Annotated in this window: 13 protein-coding genes; 7 read left to right on the top strand and 6 right to left on the bottom strand. The window is 42.0% G+C overall.

Going from position 1 to position 14,331, the window contains the following annotated elements; translation table 11 throughout:
* Nucleotides 1-87: 87 nt before the first annotated feature.
* From F6K46_RS01040 to F6K46_RS01050, 3 genes are all read left to right on the top strand, one after another.
* Entirely contained in the window at nucleotides 88-354 is a 267-nt protein-coding gene (locus F6K46_RS01040; protein ID WP_293055081.1) for a hypothetical protein, read from the top strand.
* Nucleotides 355-359: 5 nt separating this feature from the next.
* Nucleotides 360-2,147: a metallophosphoesterase gene (locus F6K46_RS01045; RefSeq protein WP_293055083.1), complete on the top strand. Its 1,788-nt coding sequence runs from the start codon at nucleotides 360-362 to the stop codon at nucleotides 2,145-2,147.
* Between the two features lie 345 nt (nucleotides 2,148-2,492).
* The gene (locus F6K46_RS01050) at nucleotides 2,493-3,116 is read left to right on the top strand and encodes an IS607 family transposase (protein ID WP_198954275.1); all 624 of its coding nucleotides are present in this window, start codon (nucleotides 2,493-2,495) and stop codon (nucleotides 3,114-3,116) included.
* Between the two features lie 131 nt (nucleotides 3,117-3,247).
* Here F6K46_RS01050 and F6K46_RS01055 read toward each other — a convergent pair whose 3' ends face one another.
* The 3 genes from F6K46_RS01055 to F6K46_RS01065 all read right to left on the bottom strand — a co-directional run bounded on the left by F6K46_RS01055 (nucleotide 3,248) and on the right by F6K46_RS01065 (nucleotide 7,469).
* Nucleotides 3,248-4,564, bottom strand: coding sequence for a D-arabinono-1,4-lactone oxidase (locus F6K46_RS01055; RefSeq protein WP_293055085.1), 1,317 nt, complete (start codon nucleotides 4,562-4,564; stop codon nucleotides 3,248-3,250).
* 96 nt (nucleotides 4,565-4,660) lie between these two features.
* Complete coding sequence (locus F6K46_RS01060) at nucleotides 4,661-5,983, bottom strand: tetratricopeptide repeat protein (protein WP_293055087.1); 1,323 nt, start codon at nucleotides 5,981-5,983, stop codon at nucleotides 4,661-4,663.
* A gap of 142 nt (nucleotides 5,984-6,125) precedes the next feature.
* Entirely contained in the window at nucleotides 6,126-7,469 is a 1,344-nt protein-coding gene (locus F6K46_RS01065; protein ID WP_293055089.1) for a tetratricopeptide repeat protein, read from the bottom strand.
* 101 nt (nucleotides 7,470-7,570) lie between these two features.
* On the opposite strand from F6K46_RS01065, the gene F6K46_RS01070 reads away from it, so the two are divergent.
* Entirely contained in the window at nucleotides 7,571-8,620 is a 1,050-nt protein-coding gene (locus F6K46_RS01070; RefSeq protein WP_293055375.1) for an IS630 family transposase, read from the top strand.
* A gap of 1,454 nt (nucleotides 8,621-10,074) precedes the next feature.
* Here F6K46_RS01070 and F6K46_RS01080 read toward each other — a convergent pair.
* Nucleotides 10,075-10,308 carry a hypothetical protein gene (locus tag F6K46_RS01080; RefSeq protein WP_293055091.1) on the bottom strand — a complete coding sequence of 78 codons (234 nt, stop codon included), beginning with the start codon at nucleotides 10,306-10,308 and terminating at the stop codon, nucleotides 10,075-10,077.
* Nucleotides 10,309-10,878: 570 nt separating this feature from the next.
* Nucleotides 10,879-11,058: a hypothetical protein gene (locus F6K46_RS01085; protein ID WP_293055093.1), complete on the bottom strand. Its 180-nt coding sequence runs from the start codon at nucleotides 11,056-11,058 to the stop codon at nucleotides 10,879-10,881.
* 1 nt (nucleotide 11,059) lies between these two features.
* Between F6K46_RS01085 and F6K46_RS01090 the strand changes: the two genes are divergently transcribed.
* Nucleotides 11,060-11,200: a hypothetical protein gene (locus F6K46_RS01090; protein ID WP_293055094.1), complete on the top strand. Its 141-nt coding sequence runs from the start codon at nucleotides 11,060-11,062 to the stop codon at nucleotides 11,198-11,200.
* Nucleotides 11,197-11,946 carry a prolipoprotein diacylglyceryl transferase family protein gene (locus tag F6K46_RS01095; RefSeq protein WP_293055096.1) on the top strand — a complete coding sequence of 250 codons (750 nt, stop codon included), beginning with the start codon at nucleotides 11,197-11,199 and terminating at the stop codon, nucleotides 11,944-11,946. The genes F6K46_RS01090 and F6K46_RS01095 overlap by 4 nt, the downstream gene beginning before the upstream one ends.
* Here the strand turns inward: F6K46_RS01095 and F6K46_RS01100 are convergent.
* Nucleotides 11,936-12,115 (bottom strand): hypothetical protein, encoded by a 180-nt coding sequence (locus F6K46_RS01100; RefSeq protein WP_293116707.1) that lies wholly within the window; start codon nucleotides 12,113-12,115, stop codon nucleotides 11,936-11,938. The two genes, F6K46_RS01095 and F6K46_RS01100, sit on opposite strands and share 11 nt — an antisense overlap.
* A gap of 183 nt (nucleotides 12,116-12,298) precedes the next feature.
* On the opposite strand from F6K46_RS01100, the gene F6K46_RS01105 reads away from it, so the two are divergent.
* Nucleotides 12,299-13,372 (top strand): radical SAM protein, encoded by a 1,074-nt coding sequence (locus F6K46_RS01105; protein WP_293055100.1) that lies wholly within the window; start codon nucleotides 12,299-12,301, stop codon nucleotides 13,370-13,372.
* Nucleotides 13,373-14,331 lie beyond the last annotated feature (959 nt).

A 14,331-nucleotide genomic window follows, 5' to 3' on the forward strand; every position in this document is an offset into this window, starting at 1 on the left:
GTCGGGAGTCGGGAGCGGTGCGACCCGTGGCGAATTTAATTCGACGACTGTAAGCGCACTCCCTGGGAGTCGGAATGCAGCTCAGTCTTGGGGGAAACCCTTACTTGTGCTTTGCATCAAGACGGGGTAAGAAGCTTGAATCTACCTCATAAGTCTGATCAAAATAACTATGATCAAAGCTATACCAACTTCATCGAAAACTACTTCTTACCTCTGTTGTACCCCCTATACCCCCACACTTCCCCCTCTCCCCACACTTCCCCCTCTCCCCACACTTCCCCCTCTCCCCACACTCTTCTCCCGATTCCCGATTCCCGATTCCCGATTCCCGATTCCCCATTCCCTGCCCTATAGCTTTCATGGTCAAGTTTTCTATCAGTCGCTTTATCCTCATGGCAGCTATAGTTATCGGTGTAATTGTTCTTGTCCCAACTATCAAGCAAATTACCCAGCAGCGAGCCATGACATCCGCTTACGAATTACTGACTGACCCATTCTTGCAATTTCCTACAAAAGATTCCGTGCGGGTGGTTTGGTTTACCGAATTTCCTGGCTCCCGCCACACTGTTACCTACGGCACGAGCTCTTATCGTAAGGCCACTGCTACTACTACTAAACTCAGCCGCACTCGGGAAGACCAAAAATCCCGAGTAGGCAACCAGACCGAAGACGGCCAAGTCTACCAGAAGCCAATCATGCGGGATATTTGGCGTCATGAAGCCATCGTAACTGGACTGACTCCTGGTCTTCCTGTTCCCTATCAAGTCACCAGTGTCAAGGACAATGGGCAAGTTTTCACGAGCAAACTCTTTAGCCTCAGTGCTCTACCAAACCCTCAGACACCCCAGAAAATTCTTCTGACCTCTGACCATCAACTAATGCCGATGACAGCAGCTAATCTCCAGAAGGTGGTAGAAACTGTAGGCCAAATTGATGGGGTGTTCTATGTTGGTGATTTAGTTAATATTCCTGACCGGGCTTCGGAATGGTTTGATGATAACCGGGGTGGTGCGTTTTTCCCTTGTCTTCAGGGTCGAGCTAATTACCAATTGCAGAAGAATGGGGTTAAAACTACCTACCATGGCGGTGAAATTATTCAAAATGCCCCGATATTTCCTGTAGTTGGTAATCATGAAGTGATGGGGCGTTTTTCTATGGAAAAGGATTTGAATAGCCAATTCAATGACCCTTTTACTCGCGCTGCAGCACAAGCCATCTATCGGCAAAAAGCTGAACAGTTAAATCCAGATAATGACCCTAATTATTACCAAGATTGGCTAAAAAATAATACCTATAATACCGACACTTATAACGAGATTTTTTCCCTACCAAATGGCAAACCTTATTATGCCGTAACCTTTGGTGATATTCGCTTAGTGGTGTTGTACATTACTAATATTTGGCGGACACCTAGCTTAGGTCCTAATGCCAAAGGTAGGTATCAAGAACGGGAACAAGATTTAGACAATCCCATCGCTTGGGGATACGGACAACATATCTTTGAACCGGTTAGTAAAGGGAGTCCCCAGTACCAATGGCTCCAGGCAGAACTCAATAGCACTGAGTTCCAACAAGCTAAGTATAAAATTGTGATGCTTCACCATCCTCCCCATAGCCTAGGGGACAATATTGTCCCAGCTTATACTGACCCAGTGCAGATCATTGAGCGGGATCGGGCGGGTAAGGTGACAGCAGTACGTTATGAGTACCCCAAAGACAAGGATTATATCATTCGGGATGTGGTGCCATTGTTAGAAGCTGCTGGTGTGCAGTTGGTGTATTATGGCCATTCCCATCTATGGAATCGCTTTGTTGATGGTAATGGCATCCATTTTTTAGAATCCTCCAATGTGGGGAATAGTTATGGCGCTTATGTTGGTGAGAAGAAGCGCCCAGTACCAAATGGGTATAACGAAAACTATTCCGCTACTGGAGACCCCAATGGATTAGAGCCCGTTATGCCAACAATCGCGCCATTGTTAGGAGAGAATAACCAGCCCTTGCCTTATATCGCTAGTAATGACCTCACTGTATTTAGTATCTTCGATACTGGCACCGGTATAGTAACTAGCTATCGCTTTGATACGCGATCGCCTAATTCAGATGTGATTAAATTCGATCAGTTTCAGTTAAGGCTAAGGGATTAGCCTGGGGAGATGGGGAGATGGGGAGATGGGGAGATGGGGAGATGGGGAGATGGGGAGATGGGGAGATGGGGAGATGGGGAGATTTTTGATGAAGGGTAATTATCCTAAAATTCTATTATAGAATAATATATTGGCTACTCTTGCTAGCATGCCTATTGCCATTGCCTATTGCTAGCATGCCTATTGTCTGTTGCCTGTTGCCTGTTGCCTGTTGCCTGTTGCCTGTTGCCTGTTGCTAGCTTGCTTCTCTATAAAACATAGACACCATTGGACATTACTGACAAAATGGGTAATACTAGAGAGGTTGTGATTAGATCTAGCATTGATATGGAAAGTCATTCCGAGATGACATTAAGCATTGGGGAGGCAGCTAAACAGCTAGGAGTCTCTACCAAAACCCTAAGACGGTGGGCTGATGCGGGCAAAATCAGATATCAACGTTCACCTACTGGACAACGACGATTTTATCTTAAAGATATCAAACATATAACACCAAGAAATCCTCAGCCATTAACCCACAGATTGACAATCAACTATGCCAGAGTTTCCAGTGATGAGCGACAAAAAGACCTGAGGAGTCAAATTCAATTATTAGAAAATTTTAGCGCTGCTAATGGTTGGCAATACGAAACTATTTCTGATTTAGGGGGTGGTTTAAATTATCACAAAAAAGGATTGAACCAATTACTCAGAAAAATTATGACAGGGGATGTTGAACGATTGGTTATAACTCACAAGGATAGATTGCTGAGATTTGGATCAGAATTAATCTTTACCATTTGTGAAGAGTTTGGCACAGAAGTCGTGATCATTAATAAATCCCCAGAGGGAGTCAGCTTTGATGACGAATTAACCCAAGACATGATGGAATTAATCACAGTCTTTTCTGCCCGTCTCTATGGCGCTAGGAGCCAAAAAAATAAAAAATTACTGGATGGAATGAGTAAAGTGGTAAAGGAATTAGAGTAAGGAGTAGGTGGAGAGGGGTTAGGGTGGGGAGATTGGGGAGATTTTTATTAAGGGTAATTATCCCGACATGATATTAGAGAATATGGAAGAAACCCCGGCTGTGAAACCAACTCCCAACCGATGTGAGCCAATTATACATCAAAAGGGAAGAGGCGGTCGAGGAAGGGGTTAGAAAAAAGTCGATCAGGATCAAATTCTTTCATAAGTAGAGCGAAGTCATCCCAACGTGGGTATTGTGAGCGCAGATATTCCCGATTGGAATAAAAGTGCTTGCCCCAGTTGGGACGGCCACCATACTCTAATAATATCTGTTCGGCTTCCCGGTGATAGTTTTCAATCACCTTAAAATCTGACCCTGATAAGTTAAGGCTAATATATACCGATTCTCTTTGATACAGTGGGCTTAACCAATGCTCTTCGGAACTAGCAAATCGAACTGATATTGGTAGGTTTATCCTAAATCCCTGGTTTTTTATCATCTGGTGAATTTGCTCCAGAGCTTTGATTGCAGCTGACCTTGGTATGGCATACTCCAACTCGGAATAGGTGAAATTAATATTCTCAAAGGCGAGGATTTTAAAGCTCTTATCCCAACGGTTTAATCCCCGTAGATTAGTCAAAAAAGCTACTCTAAAGATGAGAGGAATTGTAAAAGGAAACGTCCTGGTAATCCAGTCACCGATTCCATTGCCTTCTCTAGATATAGTTCTAGATAGCTCGTCTAGGAATTGTCTCCAGAATGGCATGGGCGCAACTGGCTCATCCATTTTATTAAACTTAAACCAATAGGAGCGTGAGGTGTGGGGAAATTCAAAGAATTGGAAATGGTCGTTTTCTTTAACTAGTGTGTCTATTTCTTCTCTGAGAATGTTGGTCAACATAGGTTGTTGAATATCTCGCAAGAAGAATGTAGGGACACAACGAAGGGTTAATTTAGTAATAATACCAAGGGCACCCAAGTTGACACATACTCCATAAAATGTGGGATTATCTTGTTGGTAGCGGACAACTTCCCCGGATGCTTTCATTAGCTCTAGCTCAACCACTGCACTAGCCAGTGAGCCGTTTTTGTCTCCTGTTCCATGGGTAGCCATTGCTATTGCCCCAGAAATAGTCTGCTTGGTGATTGCTCCCAGGTTTTCCAAGGCCATGCCGTGTTGGTCGAGGTATTGATTCAAGCTGTTTAGTGTTATTCCTGGCTCAACAGTAACGGTGCCCCGTTCTCGGTCTAGCTCGATTACTCGGTTTAGTCGCTTTAATGATACAAGAACACCATCGGTGCATGCAGCTTCTGACCATGAGTGCCCCGAACCAACCACCTTAACTTTCATCCTTTCGGTTCGAGCCATGGCAAGAACTTTCTTGAGATCTTCGTTAGAAGACGGCTCGACAATACTTTTGGGGTTGCAAGAAACATTACCCCTCCAATTTGACCAAGTAACTGACATATTAATTTATTAAAAATATTGTAATGGTTATTCTATATTTTAGCATAGAATAGATAAGCTATCAGTTATCAGTTATCAGAGATCAGCTATCAGTTATCAGTTTCTTAGCTGAATCAGTAGTCTAGCAATATGACGTTGAAGGTTTTCCCAATCTTCAGGAAAGTCGTCACGGGTAAAGATTTCTGAGGCATGTTCATAGCATGCGATCGCATTTTCCAGATTCTCTGTAGTCTCTCCTACTATTCTGTTGCTGTAAGCATTACCCAGGTTATATAGGGTCCTTGCCCACTCTTCGGGGAAGTCTGGTTTGGTATAAACCTCCAAGGCTAGTTGGTATTGGGCAATGGCTTTTTCGAGATTATCAGCCCGGTCTCCACGGATTCTGTCACTATAGGCGATGCCCAGGTTGTTGTGAGTACTTGCCCAATCTTCAGGGAAATCTGGTTTGGTGCGAACGTCCAATGCTAGTTGGTATGCTTCTATGGCAATTTCGAGATTATCAGCCCGGTCTCCACGGATTCTTTCACAGTAGGCATTGCCCAGGTTATAGTGAGTCATTGCCCAATCAATGGGCAAGTCTAGTTTAGTGCGAATTTCCAAGGCTAGTTGGAATGCTTTAATAGCAATTTCGAGATTATCAGCCCGGTCTCCACGGATTCTTTCACAGTAAGCTATGCCCAGGTTGTTTTGAGTGCTTGCCCAATCTTCGGGGAAGTCTGATTTGGTATAAACCTCCAAGGCTATTTGGTATGCATCTATGGCTTTTTCGAGATTATTAGCCCGATTGCCACGGATTCTGTCACAGTAGGCATTGCCCAGGTTGTTTTGAATAGCTGCCCAAATTTCCGGATTACTCTGATTAGTAAAAACCTTTAGCATCGTTTGGTAACCAGCAATAGCAATTTCCCTGTTGTTGGCTGGATTACCCAGTGGAAAATCGCTGATCAGAGTGCTGAATTCCCAGATAGTATTAGCGATATCTGTTGCTGTTTCTGGTTCCGCTGCTGAGAGTTTAGCACTTGCCCAGGTTTGCAGGATATTGATAAAATTATGATCGAGTTTGTCTAGGTTTGCTACCAGGAGTTGGTAGACAGCTTCGCGGTCGCCTTTGCTGTTAGCGGTTGCTAGCAATACTTCCTCTAAGAATTGCTGATACTCTTCCGATGAAGCCTTAGCTGAAGTAAGGGTTTCTGAAATTGCCAGACCCTTTAAAAGCTTACTCCTGATACGTAGTAAAAAGTTAGCCGCGTTTTGGTGGCCATTTCCTGTTAGATATTCGGCTGATTGTGCCATTACCTGCAATAATTCGGCATCCACTAACTCAAGGTTGCTATTAATAATTTTCATTTCTTTACCCTTGGGACAAGTTAGGAGTTGGTGGAGCAATTTGAGGTATTGTTGTTTTCTTTGTTGGTTCATTTACTACTCCCTACTCGGCTGCATCTCCTAAAAGCTGTTTGACTCAGCAGTGGTGCTTTACGGGCAGCAACCTAACTCTGGCTACGAGGCGAAACATTAATGCCCCCCCTAACGCACCCTACTCGCTTTTGTCTAAGTATGATTAGTCATAATATGAGTTTTCTAACTCAATATCTAGTCTAGCAATATGACGTTGAAGGTTTTCCCAATCTTCGGGAAAGTCTTCACGGGTGAAGAATTCTGAGGCATTTTTATAGGATGCGATCGCGTTTCTGAGATTGTGTATATTATCTTCTAGTATGCTGTTACTGTAAGCATTACCCAACTTATATTGGATTTTTGCCCAATCTTCGGGGAAGTCTGATTTGGTATAAACGTCCAAGGCTCGCTGGTATGCTTTTATAGCAAGTTCTAGATTATAAGCCCGGTCTCCACGGATTCTGTCACTGTAGGCATCCCCCAGGTTATTTTGAGTTGTTGCCCACTCTTCGGGGAAGTCTGATTTGGTATCAACTGACAATGCTAGTTGGTATGTAGCAATGGCAAGTTCTATATTATCAGCCTTATCTCCACGGATTCTATTTCTGTAGGCATCCCCCAGGTTATCTTGAGTGTTTGCCCACTCTTCGGGGAAGTCTGATTTGGTATAAACTGACAATGCTAGTTGGTATGTAGCAATGGCAAGTTCTAGATTATCAGCCTTATCTCCACGGATTCTTTCTCTGTAGGCATCCCCCAGGCTATCTTGAGTGTTTGCCCACTCTTCGGGGAAGTGTTCTTTGGTACTAACTTCCAAAGCTAGTTGGTATACAGCAATGGCAAGTTCTAGATTATCAGCCTTATCTCCACGGATTCTTTCTCTGTAAGCATACCCCAGGAGAGATTGAATGGCTGCCCACTTTTTGGGGAAGTCTTCTTTAGTGCAAACTTCTAATCCTAGTTGGAATGCTTCTATAGCAAGTTCTAGATTATCTGCCTTATCTCCACCGATTCTGTAAAAGTAGGCATAGCCCAGATTATTTTGAATCCTTGCCCAATCTTGGGGGAAGTCTGATTTGGTGCGAACTTCTAATGCTAGTTGGAATGCTTCTATAGCTTTTTCAAAATTCTCAGCTTGATCTCCACGGATTCTTTCTCTGTAGGCATCACCCAGGTGGATTTGAGTGTTTGCCCAATTTTCGGGGAAGTCTGATTTGGTATCAACTGACAATGCTAGTTGGTATGCTTCAATAGCTTTTTCAAAATTCTCAGCTTTATCTCCACGGATTCTGTTTCTGTAGGCATCACCCAGGCTATCTTGAATGCTTGCCCAATATTCGGGTAAGTGTTCTTTGGTGATAACTTCTAATCCTAGTTGGTCTGCTTCTATGGCTTTTTCAAAATTCTCAGCTTCATCTCCATTGATTCTGTTTCTGTAGGCAATGCCCAAGAGGATTTGAGTGTTTGCCCAATCTTTTGGGAAGTCTGATTTGGTGCAAACTTCCAAAGCTAGTTGGAATGCTTCTATAAGCAGGTGCACAAAATTAATTACCTATTTTTGACATAATAAGATATAATTATATGAAATAACTGAAAATGGGTAGTTATCTGAGATTCATTAGAGAATTAAATACCGAAACTAAAAAACTGTTGGAAAGAATAAGTTGGCAAAGTAAATATCCTCAAGTGAGAGACCGAGCTAACTGTATATTGTTGAGTTATAAAAAGTTTTCTATCAATGAATTAAGTTCATTATTTGGAGTTACTCGAACAACTATATATAACTGGTTAAATAAATGGGAATATCAAAAAATAATAGGAATATATAATCAAAAAGGTAGGGGCAGAAAACCTAAGTTAAATCAGGAACAAAAGCAACAAGTAAAGGAGTGGGTAAACTCTGAACCAAAAAGCCTAAACTCTCTTGGTGCGCATTCCCTAGGTCGGGGAACCCGACCGGGGTCGCACCGCAAAGTTAAAATTAAAATCAATAAAGAGTGGAAAATAGATGTCAGTAAGGAAACTATAAAAAGAACCATAAAAAAGTTGAACATGAAATGGAAAAGAATGAAGAGAGGAACGAGTAAAACCCCTGATGACTGGGAGCTAGAGGTAAAAATACCCAGACTAAAAGAGCTAAAAGAGCAAGCTAAAAAAGGAGAAATTGAATTAAGATATTTAGATGAAAGTGGATTCTCTTTGAAGCCAGATATTCCTTATGGATGGCAAGAAAAATTAAAAAGAATAACTCTTAATAGTTCCCAAAGCAAAAGAATTAATGTTCTCGGATTAATGGGATGTGAAAATCAATTAGATTACGAAATACATCACGGCTCAATTGATAGTGAAATCGGGATTAATTTTTTAGATAGTTTTAGTCAAAAATTCGATAAATTAACTGTAGTAGTAATGGCTCAAGCTTCAATACACACAAGCAATAAAATCCTAGAAAAATTAGAAGAATGGCAAGGTAATAATTTAGATATATTTTGGTTACCTACTTACTCACCCAAGCACAACTTAATTGAAATTTTCTGGAAATTTATTAAGTATGAGTGGATTGAAATTGAGGCTTACGAAAACTGGAAAAGCTTTCTTAAATATCTCAAAAAAGTGCTTGACAATTTTGGAAAAGAATATGTAATTAATTTTGTTTAGGTGCTTAGCAAGTTCTAGATTATCAGCCTTATCTCCACCGATTCTGTCAAAGTAGGCATTACCTAGGTGGATTTGAGTGTTTGCCCAATATTCGGGTAAGTGTTCTTTAGTGCGAACTTCTAATGCTAGTTGGAATGCTTCAATTGCTTTTTCAAAATTCTCAGTTTTATCTCCACGGATTCTGTTTCTGTAGGCAATGCCCAGGTTATATTGAGTCATTGCCCAATGTTGGGGGAAGTCTGGTTTGGTATAAACACACAAAGCTAGTTGGTATGCAGCAATAGCAAGTTCTATATTATCAGCTTTATCGCCATGGATTCTGTCACTGTAGGCAATGCCCAAGTTCTCTTGAATCCTTGCCCAATCTTCGGGCCAGGTTTCTTTGGGATAAACTGACAAAGCTAGTTGGTATGCAGTAATGGCAAGTTCTAGATTATCAGCTTTATCTCCACGGATTCTGTGACTGTAGGCTTCGCCCAGGTCATTTTGAGTGAATGCCCAATCGTCGGGGAAGTCTTCTTGGAAATAAGTATAAACTGTTAGCACCTGTTTGTAACCAGCAATGGCGATTTCTATGTTATTGGCTTTATTGCCGAGTGGAAAATACCTGATAATTTTGCTAAAAATTTCAATATATTGTGCGGTATCTCTTGCTGTTTCTAGATCCAATAATGAAAATTTAAAACTTGCCCAGGTTTGCAGGATATCGATAAAATTATCATCGAGTTTGTCTAGGTTTGCTTCCAGGAGTGGGTACACTACTTTTTTGCGGTCGTAATAAGAGCTTTTTTTAATTGCTAGTAATACCTCTTCTAGAAATTCTAGATAGTCTTGGGATGAAGCCTTAAATAAGGTAGGGTATTCTGAAATTATTTCTAAAAGCTCACTCCTGACACTACCTAAAAGTTTAGCAGTTTTTTGCTTTCCATCGGCTGCGAGTAGTTCTGATAATACTACCATTGCCTGTAATAAACCTTCATCCACTAACTCGCGGTTGCTTTGAATAATTTCGACTTTTTCACTGCTATAACGAGTTAGCAGTTTACGGCTCAAATCGAAATATGCTTTTAGCCTTTCTTCGTCCATTTTTACTTATCCCTACTCTTTTACCCCCTTTTTTTAAGGGGGGTTAGGGGGGATCACAACTCCATTTAATAACTTCTATAAGTATAGCAATCAATAAAAAAAATCGGTCAAGCTCAGATAAACTATGATACTTGACCGAATTATATTGTGTAAACCTCAAAACATACAGCTAAGCTGCACTTGAACCATATAACTTCTGACTGATTAATTGTACATTATTCCTGAGTTATTCAGCAACTGCTGGAAAGCAACAACATACTAACTCATGCTTCATGCTGATTTATACCCCTCCCCAAAAAAAACTTTCATTCTTAATTCTACATTCTTCATTCCTAGTCGCCAGGGCGTGGCCCTGGCAAATTACTATCCTAATCTACGTAAAAATATCGAATTAAAGTCACCATAACCTCACCAGGATTTCCGGTAGGCTCGGGAGTGCTCCACTCGTCGGGATAAGCGTATTTAAGAGAATAGATGGCAAGAATTGTTTTCCGAACTTGTTCAGGAGAACCGACCAAGATGTGCTTGGCTTTCTTAGCTTTGCGACCTTGGTTTTCAGGGTTTTGATTGTCATCAGGGTTTGACGGAAAGTTTGTACTCATTAATCGTTATTGGTTTAAAGTGCTTACACTATTAATATAGTAACTTATTAATAAAACGTCAAGGGGTTTAGGAATTTTTTTTTATTACCAATTGACGAAGATTAATCGTAGGGTGGGCAGTGCTTTATTTCGATAAAATTAACTAGTAATTGCTTGGCTAGCACTGCCCACCAACAGGGAATAAATCAGTAAAAAAAATAATAGAAATAATATTCTGTGATTAATCGTAGGGTGGGAAGTGCTTTATACCGATAAAATTAACTAGTAATTGCTTAGCTAGCACTGCCCACCAACAGGGAATAATTTAGTAAAAATTAGTTAATTATTTATTTAAGAAAATTAATACTCTGGTGGGCAGTGCTCTATCGGATTTTTAACTATTACTATCCCTTGAGAAACCACTGCCCACCCTACAGGTATATCTGGCTGATTAAATTGAGGGGCTTTGGTGCCATTGATCCTCAAAAGTGGTTTAATAGAGCAGTAGCGTCTGGTATCCTATCTGACAGTGACAAGGGTGTTGTGCTTTCTCCTAAAACTGGTGGAACCCTTGTGATTGAGGATGTGCATCTAGATCAACTCAGTGGTGACGATTTCCATTTGGTATAGAATAGACTTCTTGCAGAAGTAGGGAATAGGGAACAGGGAACAGGGAACAGGGAACAGGGAACAGGGAACAGGGAACAGGGAACAGAGGATAACAGGGAACAGAGGATAACAGGGAACAGAGGATAATAGTGGAACGGGCATCTTGCCAGTTTCCTGCCTCGGGCGGGCGCACCGATTCCCGATTCCCGATTCCCGATTCCCGATTCCCGATTCCCGATTCCCTGTTCCTTATTCCCTAAAACCCAAAAATCTGTACCTCACCCAATTGACAAGTGCTGTATGAAATTTCCAGTTTATTTAGGGATTGGTTCATGGCGGATTCATCCCCATTTTTTATTTGAGTCTTTAGGGTATGCGATCGCATTTCGGTTACTGCTATTGAAGTCTCGCCAGGACACGATTGCTCCAAGTCAACGCAGCTCTGTGATTGTGGGGGGCATGGTGGGTGCTTTACTGGGAGCGAAAGGATTAGTATTGCTACAGCATTGTTATCTGGCTTGGGAGAATTGGCAACAATTGCTGTTACTGCTAGTTCAGGGAAAAACTGTAGTGGGTGGGTTACTGGGGGGCTTGATTGGGGTTGAAGTGACTAAAAAACTAATCGGTATTAAGCGCTCAACGGGGGATGTTTTTGTCTATCCCCTAATTGTGGGAACAGCAATCGGACGGATTGGTTGTTTCCTGACGGGATTAAGCGATCGCACTTACGGGATTGCGACCACATTGCCTTGGGGAGTAGATTTCGGTGATGGAATTTATCGACATCCTACCCAACTTTATGAAATTATTTTTTTGCTAGCCTTGATGGTATTTTTAAAGATTAGTACTCCCTATCAACGGCAAGAAGGAGATTTATTTAAGTCTTACATGGTCGCTTATTTAGGATTTCGCTTTCTGATGGATTTTCTAAAACCTGACTTTCATCTCATCTTCGGACTAAGTGCTATTCAAATCGCCTGTTTACTTGGTCTTTTTTATTATATTAGGTTTCTGGGTAAGCTACTTTCCTCCTTGGGTTTTAGGGAGTAGGGAGTCGGGAGTAGGGAGTCGGGAGCGGTGCGACCCGTGGCGAATTTAATTCGCCTACGGAAAGCGCACTCCCTGGGAGTCGGGAGTCGGGAATAGAGGGAAGTGTGGGAAGTGTGGGGAGATGGGGAGATGGGGAGATGGGAAGATTTTTATTAAGGGTAATTATCATCGACATCATATGACAGAAACAGTATGATAACAAGATAGCGGTTCTCATATTAATTTTTTACCCTTTTCTATCTTCCCGATTCCCGATTCCCGATTCCCGATTCCCGATTTCCGATTCTCTGTTCCCTACTCCCTACTCCCTGCTCCCTACTGCCTAAAACCCTGGAAATTCCCCTAAACTCCTATGCCTACTCGACCTTACCTATTTTATGCCTTAACCAATAGTGTGTGTTCAAAATGTTTAGTAAAAGTCGAGGCAAAAATTATTTTTCAGGATGAGAGGGTTTATCTGGTCAAACACTGTCCTACTCATGGTCGTGAAGAGGTTTTAATTGCTGATGATATCCCCTATTACAAGCAATGCCAAGACTTCATTAAACCAGGGGAAATGCCTCTCAAATTCAATACCCCGATTAAGTATGGCTGTCCCTACGATTGCGGATTATGTCCAGACCATGAACAGCATAGCTGCTTAACCCTGATTGAAGTCACAGACCGGTGCAATCTCTCCTGTCCCATTTGCTACGCCGATTCTGGTGTTCAAGATACTTTCCCAGGCTCCCATCAACCCCGACGCCACCGAAGCTTAGCCCAAATCGAGATGATGTTGGATGCGGTAGTGGCTAATGAAGGTGAACCTCAGGTTGTACAGTTGAGTGGCGGTGAACCAACTATTCATCCAGACTTCTTTGACATCATGGATTTGGCTAAGAGTAAGCCGATTCAACATTTAATGATTAATACCAATGGCGTCAGGATTGCTAAGGACCGCAAGTTTTGCGATCGCTTAAGTCAGTATATGCCAGGCATCGAGGTCTATTTGCAATTTGATAGCTTTTCTGAAGTAGCGCTCGGGGAGTTAAGGGGAGCGGATTTACGGGATGTGCGGGAAAATGCGATCGCTAACCTCAATCAGTTTAATATCTCCACTACTCTCGTGGTTACCCTCAAAAAAGGGCTAAATGACCAGGAAATTGGCAAAATCATCGACTATGCTCTACAACAGAACTGTGTGCGCGGTGTAACCTTTCAACCAATTCAGGCTGCTGGTCGTCTAGAGGGATTTGAAGCAAAACGCGATCGCTACACTCTCACAGAAGTGCGTCGCTCAATTTTGGACCAGAGCCCCTACTTTAAACCAGAAGATATCATACCAGTGCCCTGTCATCCCGACTGTTTAGCCATGGCCTACGCCTTGAAACTCAATGGTCAAGTCATCCCCCTAACAGGACTAATTGACCCGAGCAAGTTGGTTTAAATTGCACCGAATAGCGTCATTTACGAACAAGAAGAAGACTTCAAGAGTAAGCTTTTTGAGCTATTTTCCACCAGTCATTCCCCAGTCTCTTCAGCAACGTCCTTAAAACAGTTACTCTGTTGTTTACCCATGGTATCCGTACCAGAAGGGGGGATGACCTATGAAAATGTGTTTCGGCTAATGATTGTCCAGTTTCTTGACCCTTATAATTTTGATGTGCGCTCCGTGAAACGCTCGTAAGCATTCAGCGGTCAGCCGTCAGCGGTCAGGATTCAGCGGTCAGCCGTCAGCCTTTAGCTGATAGCCTTTAGCTGATAGCCTTTAGCTGATAGCTGATAGCTGATAGCTGATAGCTGATAGCTGATAGAAGTATACTCGTGAAGTATAATCAGGGTATGGTAAGGGCATAAACTCAGGGATAATCCTCCTATAAATAAAAATGAATTGAAATAATTATTGGTTACTTTTTGTATAAAGTATAGGTATTTTGTAAGCTGGTCTTCATTTAAATTTCATGGTTCTGACAGCAAGGGAGCAGGGTAAGCATTCAGCAGTCAGCCGTCAGCCGTTGGCCACAGGCCTTTGGCTGATAGCACCTCAAGTAGCACCTCAAGTAGCGCATTAGCTGATAGCACCTCAAGCAGCACCTCAAGTAGCGCATAGGCTGATAGCTGAATGCTTACGGAGCAGGAATCCCCCCTAACCCCTCTTAGTAAGATAGGGTTTGACGGTTTTTTTTCTAACTAAAATAATATCTAATTTAAATGCACAACAGCTTACTCATGATGACTATAGCCTTGGTAATGGAAAGCTTTTGGCCATAAATACTTGATGCTACAAGATCAAGTGCGGAAAGTGGGGTATTTATTTTCCTGATTATCTAGTTAGCACTTGTAGTAGTAATCAGCGTTTACTAAAGTGAAATTCGTTTTCACTCTAGATAGAATAGTTCTCGCTCA

Origin of the sequence: Moorena sp. SIO3E8 (assembly GCF_010692445.1) — a bacterium.
GTDB lineage: Bacteria > Cyanobacteriota > Cyanobacteriia > Cyanobacteriales > Coleofasciculaceae > Moorena > Moorena bouillonii.

Excerpts from the sequence above, each read along its gene's own strand:
- F6K46_RS01045 (WP_293055083.1), top strand. The coding sequence starts at position 360 with ATGGTCAAGTTTTCTATCAGTCGCTTTATCCTCATGGCAGCTATAGTT.
- F6K46_RS01050 (WP_198954275.1), top strand. The coding sequence starts at position 2,493 with ATGACATTAAGCATTGGGGAGGCAGCTAAACAGCTAGGAGTCTCTACC.
- F6K46_RS01055 (WP_293055085.1), bottom strand. The coding sequence starts at position 4,564 with ATGTCAGTTACTTGGTCAAATTGGAGGGGTAATGTTTCTTGCAACCCC.
- F6K46_RS01060 (WP_293055087.1), bottom strand. The coding sequence starts at position 5,983 with ATGAACCAACAAAGAAAACAACAATACCTCAAATTGCTCCACCAACTC.
- F6K46_RS01080 (WP_293055091.1), bottom strand. The coding sequence starts at position 10,308 with ATGAGTACAAACTTTCCGTCAAACCCTGATGACAATCAAAACCCTGAA.
- F6K46_RS01085 (WP_293055093.1), bottom strand. The coding sequence starts at position 11,058 with ATGCCCGTTCCACTATTATCCTCTGTTCCCTGTTATCCTCTGTTCCCT.
- F6K46_RS01095 (WP_293055096.1), top strand. The coding sequence starts at position 11,197 with ATGAAATTTCCAGTTTATTTAGGGATTGGTTCATGGCGGATTCATCCC.
- F6K46_RS01100 (WP_293116707.1), bottom strand. The coding sequence starts at position 12,115 with ATGATAATTACCCTTAATAAAAATCTTCCCATCTCCCCATCTCCCCAT.
- F6K46_RS01105 (WP_293055100.1), top strand. The coding sequence starts at position 12,299 with ATGCCTACTCGACCTTACCTATTTTATGCCTTAACCAATAGTGTGTGT.